Raw genomic sequence first — 15,547 nt, 5'->3', positions numbered from 1 at the left:
CTGGAGGTGGTGGTGCGATGGATGAATCAGCCCGGCTGGCCCGCCGCCGCGTCGAGCTTGATCTGCTCGGCGTCGTAGCGCTCGATTGCGGCGCGGTTATCGTTCAAGACCGCGTGGGCGCGTTCGCGGTCGATGTCCTTCTCCCAGGCGGCCACCACCACGGTGGCCACGCAGTTGCCCAGCAGGTTGCCGGCGGCGCGGGCGATGCCCATGAACCAGTCCACCGACAGCACCAGCACCAGGCCGACCACGGGAATCGCCGGGATCGCCGTCAGCGTGGCCGCCAGGATCACGATCGCCGAGCCGGGCACGCCGTGCGCGCCCTTGGAGGTGATCAGCGCGATGGCCAGGATTGCCAGCAAGTCGCCGCCCGCCAGCGGCGTGTTGGTGGCCTGGGCGATGAACACCGCCGCCAGCGTCAGGTAGATCGAGAAGGCGTCGAGGTTGAAGGAGTAGCCGGTCGGGATCACCAGGCCGACGGTGGCGTCCTTGATGCCGAGGTACTTCAGCTTGCGCATCACCTGCGGCAGCACGCTGTCGGACGAGGCGGTGCCCAGCACGATCAGCAATTCCTCGCGCAGGTAGCCGATCAGCTTGAGGATGTTGAAGCCGGCCAGCCGCAAGATCGTGCCGAGGATGCCGAACACCAAGATGGCGACCGCGCCGTAGAACAGCAGCACCAGCATGCCCAGCTGCTTGAGCGAGCCGATGCCGTATTTGCCGACGGTGAAGGCGATCGCGCCGAACACGCCCAGCGGCGCCAGCTTGATGATGAAGGACATGCACTTGAAGAAGGCGGCGGCCAGGCCGTCGATCAGCGTGGCCACCGGCGCGGCCCGCTCACCGACCAGCGACAGCGCGCAACCGAACAGCACCGAGAACAGCAGCACCTGCAGCACATCGCCCGAGGTGAATGCGCTCACCGCCGTGGACGGGATCAGCTTCATGAGGAACTCGCTGAAGCCGGTGTTCCTGACGGTGTTGGCGGTGTTGACGTAGTTGCTCATCGCCGAAGCATCGAGCGTGGCGGCGTCGATGTTCATGCCGGCGCCTGGATGGAACACATACGCCAGCACCAGGCCCAGCGCCAGCGCCACCGTGGTGACAGCCTCGAAATAGATCAGCGCCTTGAGCCCGACCCGGCCCACCTTCTTCAGTTCTCCCGCGCCGTGGATGCCCTGCACCACCACGCAGAACACAATGCACGGTATCAGCATCTTGATCAACTTGATGAAGCCGTCGCCCAGCGGCTTGAGGCTCTGGGCGAACGCCGGATACATCATTCCCACCACCACACCGATGCACATCGCCAGCACGATCTGGCCAAATAGTGATTTGAAAAATCGCATTGCTGTTACCCCTTGTTGACCACGTTGAACTGCGAAAGTTTTTGTCCGGGGCGGCCGCTCAGCGCGGCGCGTCGGCTTGCAGGAAATCGAGCAGGGTCATGGCGACCACCTTGGTGGCGCGCCGCAGATCCTCCAGCACCAGATGCTCGTCGCCGCGCTTGGCGTTCGACTCCGGCACCGTGCGCGGGCCGGCGCCGTACAGCACGGCGGGAATACCCTGCGCGCCGTACAGGCGGGCGTCGGCGTACAGCGGCGTGCCCACCGCCGGGATGGTCTCGCCGATGACCTCGAGCGCGTTGCGCTGCAGGCTGGCCAGCAGCGGCTGCACTGCCGGCAGCGGCCGCAGCGCCTCCGACAACAGCAGCCGCCTGATCTCGATCCGTATGCCTGGCACGCCTTCGACGGCGGCCGCTATCAACGCGCGCAGCTGCGCCTCGACCTCGGCCGTGTCCTCCTCGGGGATCATGCGGCGGTCGAGCTTCATCACCACCTTGCCGGGCACGACGTTGGTGTTGGTGCCGCCGTCGATGCGGCCCACCAGCATGGTCGGCGAACCGATGCCCGGCACTTGCGACTTAATGTCGCGCAGCACAGGCAGCTGGGCGTACACGGCGTTGAGAATGCGCGTGGCGGCCTGCAGCGCGTCGTGGCCGGTCTCGGGCATCGCGCCGTGGCCGGACTTGCCGTGCACGGTGACCTCCAGTTGCAGGCAAGCGTTGTGGGCGGTGACGATCTGGTAGCTGAAGCCGGCCGCGATGACGAAATCAGGATGGCTGAGCCCCTGCTCCAGCAGCCAGCCGGGGCCGAGCAATCCGCCGAATTCCTCGTCGTAGGTGAAGTGCAGCTCCACGCCGCCATGCAATGCGATGCCGAGCGTCTCCAGTGCGCGCACCGCGAACACGTAGGTGGCGAAATCGCTTTTCGAGACGGCGGCGGCGCGGCCGTACAGGAGGCCGTCCTCGATCACCGCGCCGTAGGGCGGACGAGTCCAGCCCTCGCCCGGCGGCACCACGTCACCGTGGGCGGTCAGCGCCAGCGTCGGACCCGGCGCGGCATAGCGGCGGCGCACGATCAGGTTGGTGACGGTCTCCATGCCGTAGGCGCGCACCGCCTCCTCCGGCACCGCATGCCGCTCGACCGTCCAGCCCAGTTCATCCAGCATTGCGGCCACCGCGTGCGCGTGCGGCGCGTTGTTGCCGGGAGGCGTGTCGGTCGGGATGCGGACCACGTCTTGCAGGAAGGCCACCTCGGCGTCGAAATGGTCGTCGATCCAGCTGGCCAGGCGGGCCTGGATGGGAGTGAGTGTCATGCTGTGTGTTCCTTGCGGTCGGAGGATGGCTGGAAGTGTTCGATGAAGTCGCTCACCACGCGGGCGGCCAGCGCGGCGTCTTCGGCCGTCATGGTTTCCAGCGGGTTGTGGGAGATGCCGCCGTTGCCGCAGCGGACAAACAGCATCCCCATGTCGGTGCGGGCGGCCATCACCATGGCGTCGTGGCCGGCGCCGGATGGCAGTTGGCGCGCGGGCAGGCCGGCGCGTTGCAGCGCGGCTTCCAGTTGACCGCGCAGCGCGGGCGCGCATGGCACGCTGCGCGCCTCGTGCGTCTGGCGTACCTGCGTGGCCACGCCACGGCGCGCGGCGATGCGCTCGATGGCGGCAAGGATGTCCGCCACCGCCGCCTCGCGCTGCGCATCCTGTTCGGCGCGCACGTCGATGGAGAACAGCGCGCGGCCCGGCACCACATTGGCGGCGCCGCCCGGCACGTCGAACTGGCCGACCGTGCCCACCAGGCCGGCGATGCCGCCGCAACGCTGCTCGATCGCCAGCGCGATTTCCACCGCCGCCATCGCGGCATCGCGGCGCCCGGCCATCGGCACCGTGCCGGCGTGGCCGGCCACACCCGTCACCTCCACCTGCATGCGCGTGGCGCCGGCGATGCCGGTAACCACGCCCAGCGCCAGGCCGGCGTCCAGCAACACCGGGCCCTGCTCGATGTGCACTTCCAGGAAGCCCAGCATCCGCGCCGGGTCCATCGCGGCGGCGGCCAGGTCGGCGCAGCTGTAGCCCAGGCCGGCGGTGTCGATGGCCTGGCGCATGGTGACGCCGGCGGCGTCGGTATTGTCGAGCACGCGCAGGTCGAAGGCGCCGGCGATCGCCCGGCTGCCCAGCAGCGTGGCCTTGAAGCGCACGCCCTCCTCCTCGGCGAAACCGATCACCTCGATGGCGTGGGCGAAGCGCCGGCCCTGCGCATGCCAGCGGGCGACGCAGGCGATCGGCAGCAGAATGCCCAGGTTGCCGTCGTAGATGCCGCCGTTGGGGACGGTGTCGAAATGCGAGCCGGTCAGCAGCGCGGGCGCATCCGGCTCGATGCCCTCGTAGCGGCCGATGACGTTGCCAACGGCGTCGCGGCGCACGCTCATGCCGGCCTCGACCATCCACTCGGCCAGCTGGGCCGCGGCCGCGTGATGGGCCGGCGTGAGGAAGCTGCGCGTCATCATGCCCGGCGCTTCGGTGTGGGCGGCCAGCGCCTGCGCGCGTGCCATGATGCTGGCGCCCAGCTCGGCATATCCAGTACTTGTGGTGCAGTCCGACATGTCCATGGGAATCTCCGGTAAATTATTTTCTTTGATTTATGTCCATTGAAAATCTTTTTTCATGTCGAGTCAACCATTTCACACGCCGGTCATGGAAATAGGGGTCGGATAGTCGCGTGACGTCCACACGCCGGGTCTGGATGGCTTTAAAATGCCTGCCATGACAAAAGAAACTTCCTCCGCCGCCGACCTGTCGAGCTGGATACAGCAACATCTGGACCAGCTACCGCAGGCGGAACGGCGGCTGGCGATTGTCATCCTGGAAGCGCCGGGTCAACTGGCCAGCTATTCCGCTTCCGAGGTGACGAGGATGGCCGGCGTCTCGAACGCGACCATGACGCGGCTGGTGCAGCGCCTGGGCTACGAGAACTACGACCAGATGCGCCGGCTGTCGCGGCAGAACATGGACTGGGGATCGCCGCTGTACCTGCTGGACCGCAAGGGAGCGGATGACGAGTCAGCCGAGGCGCAGGGGCCGTTTGAACAGCACGTCGCGGCCAGCGTGCAAAATATCCAGGGCACCTTCGCCGGCATGTCGGCCGCCGACATCGACGTGATCGGCGGCGCCATCGCCGAGGCGCGGCAGGTGCGGGTATTCGGCCAGCGCAACAATTATTTCTTTGCGGCGTATCTGCGCTGGCAGTTCATCCAGTTCCGCAACAACGTCTACCTGCTGCCGGTCTCGGGCGAGACCATGGGCGAATACCTGGTGGGCCTGCAGCCGGACGACCTGTTCATCGTGTTCGGCCTGCGCCGCCGCACGCCGGGCCTGGCGGCGCTGATCACGGCGGTCAGCCGGGCCGGCGTGCGTACCCTGCTGATCACCGATTCGGCCAACCGCAGCGACCTGGGCGCGACCTGGGTGCTGAAATGCGACACCACCAGCACCACGCCGCTGGACAACCACGCGGCCGTGATGGCGCTATGCCACGTGCTGGCGTCACAGGTGATCGACAAGGCCGGCGTCGCCGGGCGGCAGCGCCTGATACGGATCGAGGAACTCCACACGGAGCTCAAGGAGTTGTAGACGCGCTTGGGCTCGTCAAACACCCGGGCAGCGCGTCTTTGAACGGATGTCATCCGCCCAGGCGGGAAGATTCTCCATCGACGCCGGCGCCGCCTTCGATTTGGCCGCATCGATCCAGCACATCGTCCGGTGTATCGTATCGCGCACGTTTTTGACACGCTCAGCCCGGAGATTTGCGGTAAGAATCGTGTGGCTGTCCGGCTCCGCGATTTTCCAGTAGCCGATGGCGACGATATCCGCGTAAGCTTCCCGCCAGAGTTTGGACGAGTCCTTATTCGCAGCATCCGCATAACTTTGGACGTCATACACGTATTGCGAAATGGACGGTGCAATGGAACGGGAGCCGAGACTGCTCTTTTCCCCAAAACCGCGCTGGTCCCGCGAAATATCGAGGCAATGTCCCATCTCATGCATGAGGATACCCTTGGTCCACGCCTTCATTAACCGCGGGTTCTCAATGCCGAAGTCCAAGCGCAGCGAAGAACTGTCAAAGCTCAGCACACAGTACCCTGCGTTGGTATCGATGAATGCCGGCGACGCGCCCTTCAAAGCGAGCGTGGTGCCCACCCAATCGTCATCAGGGTCGTTTAGCACGACATCGATTCCATAATGGACCTTCGCGAGGTTCTGGAATGCGACCATGCCGTCTGGATCTTTCCTGAACTCGTTAGACCTGGCGGCATGCCCATGCCGCAGGTATTCGAAATAGCTAACTTGTGACAACAACGGTATCAGGACCGCGATCGCGACGCTGGCCACCGCATACAACGCAGCGCACGCGGGCCGCTCCCACGCCGTTATTCCAGGCGGTTTTTGGCGCTTGGGGCGTCCATTTCGTAACCACCCCGTATATGCGCCAGCGGCGGCGACTGCCGCAATAAATACCGTCGACTGCACGCTGGTACGATTATAGGTAGTGATCCCAAGCACCGCGAATGCCCCAAAAATCAGCCAGATTAACGGAGACCACGCCACCCATTTTCTGGGCGGAGGCACCGGACACTCGCTGGCCAGCGCGAGCAGTTCATCGATTTCGGATTCACTCAGTTTTCCCTGATCCTGAAGCGAATTTAAATACTCATTCAGGCGCTCTTGCCAATTTCGTTTATTGGATCGCGCATCGCCTCTCAACGACTTTAAAAACTCGTGCCCAGAGCCCGGATCGCTTACGCCGAGAAGCTGGAACAGCCGATCAAAGAGCGCCTCTATATGCTTATTTCGTTTTGCCAAAGGGAACTCCATACGATGTCCAAGGGAGCGCGACGTTACCGCACGCAAACACTGTATTGGATCTGACGATGGCCGCAAGTGAAATTGAAATATTTTTGCGCAATCTCAAGGCTATTGATGCCGCCCTCCAAAAAAATTCCGCCCTACGCTCCGCCCGTTTGGGCTAGCGCAAAGCACGGTGGCGGGCCTGGGCTACGCTGGCGGCTGGTATCCCACTGGTGTCCGCTAACCCATGAGCCTAGCCGTACTCAAAAGCCGCGCCCTGGCGGGCATGGAGGCGCAGGAGGTCAGCGTCGAAGTGCATCTGGCCAATGGGCTGCCCGCGTTCACCATCGTCGGGCTCGCCGACACCGAGGTCAAGGAAGCCAAGGATCGCGTCCGCGCCGCCATCCAGAATGGCGGGTTCGAGTTTCCCGCTCAACGCATCACCGTCAATCTGGCGCCAGCCGATTTGCCGAAGGAGTCCGGCCGCTTCGACCTGCCGATCGCGCTGGGCATTCTGGCCGCCTCCAAACAGATCCCCTCCAACCGCCTGCATCAGTACGAGTTTGCCGGCGAGCTGTCCCTGTCCGGCGAATTGCGGCCGATACGCGGCGCGCTGGCGATGTCGCTGGCCACGCGCCGCTACGGCGGCACCCTGGCCTTCATCCTGCCGCTGGCCAACGCCGACGAGGCTGCGCTGGTCGGCAACGCCGCCATCTACCCGGCGCAATCGCTGCTGCAGGTGTGCAGCCACTTTGCCGCCAAGTCGGTCGAGTCGATGCTGTCGCGCCACGAATCGGCGCCGCTGGTGACGCAGCAGGAGTATCCCGACTTCGCCGACGTCAAGGGACAGCTGTTCGTCAAGCGGGCGCTGGAGGTTGCGGCGGCCGGCAATCACTCGGTTCTGCTGGTCGGTCCGCCGGGCGCGGGCAAGACCATGCTGGCGGTGCGCTTCGCCGGACTGCTGCCGGAGATGACCGACGAGGAAGCGCTGGAGGCGGCCGCCGTGCAATCGCTGACGGGTGGCTTCCGCATCGAGCACTGGAAGCGCCGCCCGTTCCGCTCGCCACATCACACCTCGTCCGGCGCGGCGCTGGTCGGCGGCGGCAGCGTGCCGAGGCCGGGCGAGATTTCGCTGGCGCACCGGGGCGTGCTGTTTCTCGATGAGCTCCCCGAGTTCGCTCGCAACGTGCTGGACGTGCTGCGCGAGCCGCTGGAGTCGGGCCGCATCACCATCTCACGCGCCGCCCGGCAAGCCGACTTCCCCGCGCATTTCCAGCTGATCGCGGCGATGAACCCCTGCCCCTGCGGCTACGACGGCCACATCAGCGGTGTCTGCCGCTGCTCGCCGGACATCATCCAGCGCTACAAGGGCCGCATCTCCGGCCCGCTGCTGGACCGTATCGATATCCAGATCGAAGTCGGCCCGGTCGATCCCGAGATCCTGGCGGCCGACGCCGACGGCGAACCATCGCAGGTGATCGCCGCCCGCGTGCAGGCGGCGGCCAATTTCCAGTTGCAACGCCAGGGCAAGCGCAACCAGTACCTGACCACGCGCGAAATCGACCAATACTGCAGGCTCGACCGCCACGGCAAGGCCAACCTGAAACAAGGCATGGAACACTTCCACTGGTCGGGCCGCGCCTACCACCGCATCCTGCGCGTGGCGCGCACCATCGCCGACCTGGCCGGCAGCGAGCGCATCCTTGCAAACCATGTCTTCGAAGCGATCCAGTACCGGCGCGCACTGCGCGACCGCTGAACCCAATTCCAAAGCAAGGAACGGATTTCCTCCCTCGTGCAGACAGCCTACAGTGCGCTCATCAATCCGGGAGGACACATGCAAAACCAAGCATTCATCGTCACCGGCGCCGACCGCCCCGACGGCCGGGCGCGCGCCGAGTTCTATATCGCCAACGGCGCCCGCGTCATGCTGGTCGGCGCCGACTACGCCGCCTGCCGGCGCGCCGCGCTCATGCTAGGCCAGCGCGCGGCCACGCTCGATGCCGACGTGTCATCGGCCGCCGGATGGCTCGGCGTGGTGCGCGCCACCCTGGGCATGTTCGGCCGCATCGACGACGTCTATAACGACGGCAGCATCCATGACCCCGCGCGCGAAGCCGAGCCCATGCTAAATTCTGCCTAGGCCAGCGCTAAGCGTCACCTCTTCGCCGGGCTTGCTGCTATATTGCTTGCTACCCTTACAACCCGACGGGAAATCGATGACACGCCTGCCCTTCTACCTTGCCGCCGGCGCGCTGCTGGCCGGCTGCGCCAGCACCCAGCCGCCGCTGACCGACTTCACCGCCAACTCCGGCAATCCGCGCGCGCCTGAACAACTGGCCGTCACGTTCGAGCAGGCCGACCTGGCGCTGCGCGTCGATCCCGCCACCCGCGGCATCAGCGGCGACGCCGCGTTGACTTTCCTGGCGAGCGCTCCGCTGACCCGCATCGCGGTCGAGCTGGACCGCAACCTGCCCATCGATTTCGCCAGCGTGGACGGCGTGCAGCTGGCGCCGTCGGCGATCAGCAATCCGGAAGGCCGCCTCTACCTGACCTTGCCCACGCCGCTGGCGGCCGGCGCCCGCACGACCGTGCGCATCCGCTACCACGGCGTGCCGCATGTGGCCTCGCACGCACCATGGGACGCCGCTTTCACGTGGAGTAAAACCGAGGACGGCCAGCCATGGATCGCCACCACCGTCGAGGGCGAAGGCTGCGATCTGTTCTGGCCCTGCATCGACCACCCGCAAGGCAAGCCCAAGCTGATCGACCTGCACATCAGCGTGCCGTCTCCGCTGGTGGTGGCGGGCAATGGCGTCGCGCTCGGCATGGATGAGAAGAACGGCTGGCGCACCTACCACTGGCGCGCCAAGAACCCCAGCACCTACGGCGTCGCGCTGAACATCGGCCCGTACGAGCTGCTGTCCGGCGAATACGACAGCCGCTACGGCAACAAGATCCCGCTGCGCATGTGGTACCTGAAGGGGCACGACAAACAAGCCCAGGGCCTGTTCGCGGAATTCGCGCCGATGCTCGATTTCTTCGAGGCCCGCATCGGCCCCTACCCGTTCGGCGACGAGAAAATGGGCGTGGTCGAGACGCCGCACCTGGGCATGGAACACCAGACCATCAACGCCTACGGCAACGGCTACGCCAAGTCGCCGATGGGCTACGACTGGCTGCTGCATCACGAACTGTCGCACGAGTGGTTCGGCAACCAGATGACCAACGCCGACTGGGACGACATGTGGCTGCATGAAGGCTTCGGCAGCTATATGCAGCCGCTGTACCTGGAGCATCTCCGTGGCGAGCGCGAGTTCCAGGCCGAGCTGTTCACGCAGCGCAAGTCCCTGCTCAACAAGGTGCCCGTGGTCAGCGACAAGAGCAAGCGCGTGGAGGACGTCTACGAGGACGAACGCGGCGGCCCCGGCAACGACATCTACACCAAGGGCTCGCTGATCCTGCATACGCTGCGCAACCTGATCGGCGACGACGCCTTCTTCCGCGCCACGCGCCGCCTGGTCTACGGCACCGACGCGCCCAAGCCTGGCAACTTCGCGCCGCGCTACGGCAGCACCAAGGAATTCATCACCTTCGCCAACGAGGCCAGCGGTCGCGACCTGGGCTGGTTCTTCGATGCCTATCTGTACCACGCCGCATTGCCGGAGCTGGTCGAGGAGCGCCACGGCCAGCAGCTCAAGCTGAGCTGGAAGCTGAAGGATGGCGGCGCCTTCCCGATGCCGCTGGAAGTGCGCGTCAACGGCCGCATCGAGAAGCTGGCCATGGCCGACGGCACCGGCGAACTGACGCTGCCGCCGCAGGCGCTGTACACCATTGATCCGAACTCGCGCGTGCTGCGCCAGCAAGCCCAGATCGACGACTGGCGGCGCCAGGAAGAACAACGCAAAAAGAAAGCAAAGTCCTGATGAAAAAAATCTCCCTGGCGCTGATGCTGGCGGCCGCCTTGTCGGCCTGCAGCCCGCAATACGATTGGCGCGACTACCGCAGCAGCGACGCGCCCTACGCCGTGCTGTTCCCCGGCAAGCCCGCCAGCCAGACCCGCAGCATCCAGCTCGATACGCTGGCGGTGAACATGACGATGACCGCGGCCGAGGTCAACGGCGTGATCTTCGCGGTCGGCAGCGCCCAGCTGCCGGACGCGGCCCAAGGCCCGGCCGCGATCGAGGCGATGAAGACCGCGCTGGTCAGCAATATCGGCGCCACCGTCACCAGCAACAAATCATCGGCCGACGGCAAGCAGGCCACGCTCGATGTCGAGGCCAAGGGCAGCCAGAACGGCGAGGCGATGCGCCTGATCGGCCACTTCGTCGCCAGGGACAAGCGGATCTACCAGGTCATCGTCATGGGCCGCGACAAGAATATCGTGCAGGATACGGTCGAAACCTATCTCAGTTCCTTCAAACTGAACTGAAACGCGGCGCGGGACTTAGGAATGGCTTAACGATGTGCGCTACCGCTCATACGGACGGGTCGACCTCTTGTATAGTAATGCCCAAGGCCTAATGTTTCGATTACGGCTACCGCTACGGCAAGAAACGGTGCACCGTGCTATCGTTCCACCACAAGATTAAGAAAGCACACTATGTTAATTTCCTTCAAATCGAAGTCCAGCCCGGAAGTGCTGATGTACCAGGAACATGCTCAGCGCATCTTGGACTTGCTCCACAAAAATCCTACGCGTGGTGTCATCACGGCGCAGGAAGCGGCAGAGGCTTTGTCGGTGCTGGAAAACGAAGTTGCAGCCAGTAAATTGCATCCGGAGACCGACGTCGAGCACGATGTGCACGCCCACGAGCAGGAAGACGGCGAAACGGTAGAACATGCCGTGATGCAACGGGTTGGCTTTGCCGCCCGCGCCTTCCCGCTGCTGGAAATGCTGCGCTCGGCCAAACAGGAAAACGAGAGCATCATCTGGGGCGTCTAAGCCCGTCCTTCAGTCTCCCGCCAGCGTCGCCGTCAGCGGGAGATCCAGCGTAAAACGCGTGCCCACGTCGAGCGCGCTGTCCACCCGGATGCTGCCGTCCAGCAGCGAGGTGACGATGTTGTAGGTGATGCTCAAGCCCAGGCCGTTGCCGCCCTGTCCCAGCTTGGTGGTGAAGAACGGATCGAAGATGCGCGCCTGGTGTTCCAGCGGAATGCCCTTGCCATCGTCCTGGAACACAATCCGCACCTGGTCCGGTCCCAGCCGCACCGCCCATATCTTGATGACGCCGCCGCTGCGTCCTTCAAACGCGTGCAACAGCGCGTTGTTGATCAGGTTGATGATGACCTGGCCGTAGGGGCCGGGGAAGCTGTCCATCTGGATATCGTCCGGCATTTCCAGTTCCACCTGATGGCCGGCCTTGCGGATCTGGTTCTTCATCGTCGTCACGATTTCCTGGCTGGCTTGGTGCAGGTTGAAATGGCGCCGCTTGGCGCTGGCCTGGTCCACCGCCACCTGCTTGAAACTATTCACCAGTTCCGCCGCGTTGTGCAGGCTGCGCATCAGCAGCGTCGACGCCTCGCGCGACGCCTCGATGAAGTTGCTCAGGTCGGAACGGCGCAGCGTGTTGCCGGCCTGGCGCTGCTCGATCTCCTGGGTCTTGTCCTCCAGCGTGCTGGCGATCACCAGGCTGTTGCCGATCGGCGTGTTCAGCTCGTGCGCAACGCCGGCCACCAGCGAACCCAGCGCCGCCAGCTTTTCGCGCTCCACCAGTTGCTGCTGCGTGTCGCGCAACTGCCGGTAGGAATCCGCGTTGGCGAACGCCACCGCCACGTAGGACGCCAGCGTGGTCAGCATGTCGAGATCGATGCGCTGGTAGGCGTGCTTGCGGTAGCTGTGCACGGTGATCACGCCGCGCACCTGGCCAGCCACCGAGATCGGCACGTAGATCAGCGAGCGCGGCTCGGTCGGCAGCGAGCCGTCCTCCAGCGTGCCCATGTCGTCGGCGCCGGAGACCAGCGCGAGATGGCTGATGTAGCGCGGGTACTCGTGCTCGAGGTCGTTGATGAACACTTCCTGCGCATGATTGATGCACCAGACCGCCAACTGGTTGGGCTCGCGCATGCTGCGCGTGTATGGCGCGTAGCGCTTGCCCTTTTCCATCGCGAACGGATACTCGATCAGCTCTTCCTTGGGCCGGTAGATGCCGATGCCGAACACGCTGGCGTCCATCAGCGCATGCACCTGTTGATACAGCATCGACATGATGGCCTCGCTGTCGAGGTTGGCCGTGATGCGGCGGCCGATGTCGGACAGCAGGGAGATGTTACGGTGCGCCAGCTCCACGCTTTCCTTCTGGTGCTCGACTTCGCGCTTCTGCCGCTCGATCGATTCCTTCTGCTGCACCAGCTCGCGCGTGCGGTTGCCCACCTCCGCCTCCAGCGCGTGCTTCTGGCGCACCAGCATGCGGATGCGGATGCGGAACAGCAGGTACACGCTGCCCAACGCCAGCGTCAGCATCAGCAGGCGGAACCACCAGGTCTTCCATAGCGGCGGCGCGATGATCACCTCCACCGCCACCGGCTCGCGGCTCCAGACGCCGTCCTTGTTGGCGGCCTTGACGCGGAACACGTAACGGCCGGCGTCGAGATTGGTGTAGGTGGCGAAGCGCTTGCCGGCGTCGGCCGTCACCCATTGCGGATCGAAGCCTTCCAGCTGGTAGGCGAAGCGGTTGCGCTGCGGATCGGCGTAATGCAGGCCGGCGAACTCGAATGAAAACACGGCGTCGCGATAGCCCAGCCTGAGCGTGCGCGCCTCGTAGATCGGTCCCTTCTCCAGCACATCGACGCGCGGCTGGCCGGTCAGGATGGACTGGTTGAAGATGGAAAAATCCGTGATCGATACCGGCGGCGCATGCGGGTTGTCGCGGATGCGCGATGGGTGGAAGGCCGTCAGGCCGGACAGGCCGCCGAAGAACAGCATGCCATCGGCAGCCTTGTAGCCGGAGCCGATGAAGTAGGAACCGTCGATCAGGCCGTCGCGCGAGGTGTACTCCTTGAACGCGCCGGTGGCGGGATCGAGCATCGTCAGGCCGGCCGTGCTGCTGATCCACAGATGGCCGTGCTCGTCGGCGAGGATGGCGCCGACCGGATCCGGCGCGCGGCCGCTGCTGGTCGGATAAAAGCGGAAATGCAGTTCGCCGTCGGCGCCCTGCTCGGCGCGGCACAAGCCGGCGGCCGTGCCTATCCACAGGCGTCCCTTGTCGTCCTCGTAGGTGTAATGCACGCGCTTGTGGCTGATGCTGTCCGCCTTGCCGGGCTCGTGGTGATAGTGGCGGAATTTTCCGGTGCTTCGGTCGAAGCGGTCGAGACCGTTCTCCGTGCCGAGCCACAGCACGCCGTGGCTGTCCTCCATCAGCGAATAGATGCGGCCGTCCAGGCTGTTTGGGTCGGCGGAGTCGTGGCGCCACGTGCTGATCGCGCCGGTTTGCGGATCGACGCGGTGCAGGCCCACGCGCGATGCGACCCAGATCACGCCGGCGTGGTCGAGCAGGATGCGCTGTATCGTTGCCGAGGTGGGATCGGCATCCAGCACCACGCGCGTGAACGGGCCGCCTGCCGCGTCGCGCCGGCCAAGCCCGGTTGAACTGCCGACCCACAAGCGGCCGCGCTGATCGATCTGGAGAGCCTGAATCTGGTCGCCCGGCAGGCTGGCCGGGTCGCGTTCGTTGTGACGCCAGACCTCGGTATCGCCCTTGACGATGTCGAGCAAGGTCAAGCCGTTGCCGGTGCCCAGCCAGAACTTGTTGGGCCCCGCGCCGATGACCACGCGCACCTTGTTGTTGCTGATGCTGGGCATCACGCCCGGATACTCGGTATAGCGCTCGAAGCCGCCGCTGGTCAGGTCCACCCAGTCCAGGCCGGTGTACCAGGTGCCGACCCACAGCGTTCCGGTGCGGTCCTGGTAAAGCGCGCTGATCTGGTTGTCGCCGACGCCATGCCGGTCCTGGCTGTTGTGCCGATAGGTGTAGAAATGCCGCGTCGCCGGATCGCGCCGCTTCAGGCCGTCGGCATAGCTGCCCGCCCAGAGTACGCCATCGCTGTCATGCAGCAGCGCGGTGATGCGCTGATCGTGCAAGGCATCGGCCGGCGCAAGCGGGATGCGCTCGGCGTTGTCGGTGCCGAGGCGCCAGGCCTGCAAGCCTTGCAGCGTGCCGGCCCACAGCACGCCGTCGGCACCGATCGACAGCGCCTGAATGTTGTTGGATGGCGCGGCGCCGTCCTGCGACGACAGGTGGCGGAACTTGCTGCCACCGGCCACCAGCATTTCCACGCCGCTGGCCGTCCCCACCAGCAGATTGCCATGCTGGTCGCGCGCCAGCGCGCCGACGCGGTCGTCGGCGATGCTGTTGGCATCGGCCGCCGCATGGCGCAACGTCCGCACCTGGCCGCTGGCGATATCCAGATGCTGCAAGCCGTCGCTGGTGGACAGCCATAATCCCTGCTGGCCATCGCCGGCGATGCTGAATACGGTCAGGTTGCCGTTCTTGCTGGACTGGTGAACGAACGATTGGGTCGCGGGATCGTAGCGGTCCAGGCCGCCCTTGCTGCCGATCCAGATCGTGCCGTTGCCGTCTTCGTACAGGGCATGAATGTAGTTGTCGAGCAGACTGTGGGGATTGGCTGGATCGTTCTTGAACGCTGTCGTGCGGTAGCCATCGTAGCGGTTCAGGCCCGCCTGCGTGCCCAGCCACATGTAGCCGTGCCGGTCCTGCAGGACGGCGGTCACGGATTCCTGGGTCAGTCCCTGTTCGATGCCGAGATGTTCAAACCGCAGGCTGAGCGGCGCAGCGTGCGCAAGCGCCTGCAAGAGCAAGCCGCATAAAAAGATAAACCGTATTGCGTAACCTGGCATAGGGCTGCGTCTCCGTGATGCAAGCCATTCTAATGCACAAAGATAAATCCGCACGAAAAAAAGCCCCGACTGGATCACCAGAAGGGGCTTTTTTAATAGTGAAGCGCGGCGGTGCCGCGCTGAACAAATGGCCACGGAATGCGAAAAGCCCCACCAAGATCACTTGGTGGGGCTCTTCTATATAACTAGCCTGACGATAACCTACTTTCACACTGGTTGCAGCACTATCATCGGCGCAGAGTTGTTTCACGGTCCTGTTCGGGATGGGAAGGGGTGGGACCAACTTGCTATGGTCATCAGGCATTGACTTGTACGAGCGACGCTTTCAGCGGCGCTCCGAATCTGGAATCAGTAAGTAAATGGGGTAATGAAGTTGTATCAACGAACGTTTCAACGTACTTCTCATTCACCATAACCTGCTAAGGTTATAGGGACAAGCCGTACGGGCAATTAGTATCAGTTAGCTTAATGCATTACTGCACTTCCACACCTGACCTATCAACGTCC

11 protein-coding genes and 2 rRNA genes are annotated in these 15,547 nt (G+C 64.6%); 6 read left to right on the top strand and 7 right to left on the bottom strand.

Annotation, left to right across the window (positions count from 1 at the left end; all coding sequences use genetic code 11):
• Positions 1-26: 26 nt before the first annotated feature.
• Genes ACUJB0_RS09245 through ACUJB0_RS09235 form a run of 3 tightly spaced genes read right to left on the bottom strand, consistent with a single transcriptional unit; the run spans position 27 to position 3,947 of the window.
• On the bottom strand, positions 27-1,349 hold the full coding sequence (locus ACUJB0_RS09245) for a C4-dicarboxylate transporter DctA (protein WP_444844976.1): 1,323 nt from the start codon (positions 1,347-1,349) through the stop codon (positions 27-29).
• A 58-nt stretch (positions 1,350-1,407) separates the two neighbouring features.
• Positions 1,408-2,658, bottom strand: coding sequence for a M20/M25/M40 family metallo-hydrolase (locus tag ACUJB0_RS09240; protein WP_444844975.1), 1,251 nt, complete (start codon positions 2,656-2,658; stop codon positions 1,408-1,410).
• On the bottom strand, positions 2,655-3,947 hold the full coding sequence (locus ACUJB0_RS09235; RefSeq protein WP_444844974.1) for an allantoate amidohydrolase: 1,293 nt from the start codon (positions 3,945-3,947) through the stop codon (positions 2,655-2,657). Before ACUJB0_RS09235 ends, ACUJB0_RS09240 begins: the two co-directional genes overlap by 4 nt.
• Before the next feature lie 154 nt (positions 3,948-4,101).
• On the opposite strand from ACUJB0_RS09235, the gene ACUJB0_RS09230 reads away from it, so the two are divergent.
• The gene (locus ACUJB0_RS09230; protein WP_444844973.1) at positions 4,102-4,968 is read left to right on the top strand and encodes a MurR/RpiR family transcriptional regulator; all 867 of its coding nucleotides are present in this window, start codon (positions 4,102-4,104) and stop codon (positions 4,966-4,968) included.
• A 15-nt stretch (positions 4,969-4,983) separates the two neighbouring features.
• Here ACUJB0_RS09230 and ACUJB0_RS09225 read toward each other — a convergent pair whose 3' ends face one another.
• On the bottom strand, positions 4,984-6,210 hold the full coding sequence (locus ACUJB0_RS09225; RefSeq protein WP_444844972.1) for a hypothetical protein: 1,227 nt from the start codon (positions 6,208-6,210) through the stop codon (positions 4,984-4,986).
• A gap of 220 nt (positions 6,211-6,430) precedes the next feature.
• On the opposite strand from ACUJB0_RS09225, the gene ACUJB0_RS09220 reads away from it, so the two are divergent.
• The 5 genes from ACUJB0_RS09220 to ACUJB0_RS09200 all read left to right on the top strand — a co-directional run bounded on the left by ACUJB0_RS09220 (position 6,431) and on the right by ACUJB0_RS09200 (position 11,128).
• The gene (locus tag ACUJB0_RS09220) at positions 6,431-7,942 is read left to right on the top strand and encodes a YifB family Mg chelatase-like AAA ATPase (RefSeq protein WP_444844971.1); all 1,512 of its coding nucleotides are present in this window, start codon (positions 6,431-6,433) and stop codon (positions 7,940-7,942) included.
• Positions 7,943-8,020: 78 nt separating this feature from the next.
• Positions 8,021-8,326, top strand: coding sequence for an SDR family NAD(P)-dependent oxidoreductase (locus ACUJB0_RS09215; protein WP_444844970.1), 306 nt, complete (start codon positions 8,021-8,023; stop codon positions 8,324-8,326).
• 76 nt (positions 8,327-8,402) lie between these two features.
• Positions 8,403-10,109 carry a M1 family metallopeptidase gene (locus ACUJB0_RS09210; RefSeq protein WP_444844969.1) on the top strand — a complete coding sequence of 569 codons (1,707 nt, stop codon included), beginning with the start codon at positions 8,403-8,405 and terminating at the stop codon, positions 10,107-10,109.
• Positions 10,109-10,615 (top strand): hypothetical protein, encoded by a 507-nt coding sequence (locus ACUJB0_RS09205; protein WP_444844968.1) that lies wholly within the window; start codon positions 10,109-10,111, stop codon positions 10,613-10,615. The genes ACUJB0_RS09210 and ACUJB0_RS09205 overlap by 1 nt, the downstream gene beginning before the upstream one ends.
• A 171-nt stretch (positions 10,616-10,786) precedes the next feature.
• Positions 10,787-11,128, top strand: coding sequence for a DUF1840 domain-containing protein (locus tag ACUJB0_RS09200; protein ID WP_161087478.1), 342 nt, complete (start codon positions 10,787-10,789; stop codon positions 11,126-11,128).
• Positions 11,129-11,137: 9 nt separating this feature from the next.
• Here ACUJB0_RS09200 and ACUJB0_RS09195 read toward each other — a convergent pair whose 3' ends face one another.
• The 3 genes from ACUJB0_RS09195 to ACUJB0_RS09185 form a co-directional block, all read right to left on the bottom strand.
• Positions 11,138-15,040, bottom strand: coding sequence for a two-component regulator propeller domain-containing protein (locus ACUJB0_RS09195; protein WP_444844967.1), 3,903 nt, complete (start codon positions 15,038-15,040; stop codon positions 11,138-11,140).
• A gap of 188 nt (positions 15,041-15,228) precedes the next feature.
• Positions 15,229-15,341: ribosomal RNA gene (gene rrf, locus ACUJB0_RS09190) — 5S ribosomal RNA — on the bottom strand.
• Positions 15,342-15,469: 128 nt separating this feature from the next.
• Positions 15,470-15,547: ribosomal RNA gene (locus ACUJB0_RS09185) — 23S ribosomal RNA — on the bottom strand; the annotation flags it as partial.

The sequence above is a fragment of the Duganella caerulea genome (assembly GCF_040362985.1).
Lineage (GTDB): Bacteria > Pseudomonadota > Gammaproteobacteria > Burkholderiales > Burkholderiaceae_D > Rugamonas > Rugamonas vulcania.
This window is presented reverse-complemented; position numbering and strand designations above follow the sequence as displayed.

Excerpts from the sequence above, each read along its gene's own strand:
- ACUJB0_RS09205 (WP_444844968.1), top strand. The coding sequence starts at position 10,109 with ATGAAAAAAATCTCCCTGGCGCTGATGCTGGCGGCCGCCTTGTCGGCC.
- ACUJB0_RS09235 (WP_444844974.1), bottom strand. The coding sequence starts at position 3,947 with ATGGACATGTCGGACTGCACCACAAGTACTGGATATGCCGAGCTGGGC.
- ACUJB0_RS09225 (WP_444844972.1), bottom strand. The coding sequence starts at position 6,210 with ATGGAGTTCCCTTTGGCAAAACGAAATAAGCATATAGAGGCGCTCTTT.
- ACUJB0_RS09245 (WP_444844976.1), bottom strand. The coding sequence starts at position 1,349 with ATGCGATTTTTCAAATCACTATTTGGCCAGATCGTGCTGGCGATGTGC.
- ACUJB0_RS09200 (WP_161087478.1), top strand. The coding sequence starts at position 10,787 with ATGTTAATTTCCTTCAAATCGAAGTCCAGCCCGGAAGTGCTGATGTAC.
- ACUJB0_RS09230 (WP_444844973.1), top strand. The coding sequence starts at position 4,102 with ATGACAAAAGAAACTTCCTCCGCCGCCGACCTGTCGAGCTGGATACAG.
- ACUJB0_RS09220 (WP_444844971.1), top strand. The coding sequence starts at position 6,431 with ATGAGCCTAGCCGTACTCAAAAGCCGCGCCCTGGCGGGCATGGAGGCG.
- ACUJB0_RS09210 (WP_444844969.1), top strand. The coding sequence starts at position 8,403 with ATGACACGCCTGCCCTTCTACCTTGCCGCCGGCGCGCTGCTGGCCGGC.
- ACUJB0_RS09240 (WP_444844975.1), bottom strand. The coding sequence starts at position 2,658 with ATGACACTCACTCCCATCCAGGCCCGCCTGGCCAGCTGGATCGACGAC.
- ACUJB0_RS09195 (WP_444844967.1), bottom strand. The coding sequence starts at position 15,040 with ATGCCAGGTTACGCAATACGGTTTATCTTTTTATGCGGCTTGCTCTTG.
- ACUJB0_RS09215 (WP_444844970.1), top strand. The coding sequence starts at position 8,021 with ATGCAAAACCAAGCATTCATCGTCACCGGCGCCGACCGCCCCGACGGC.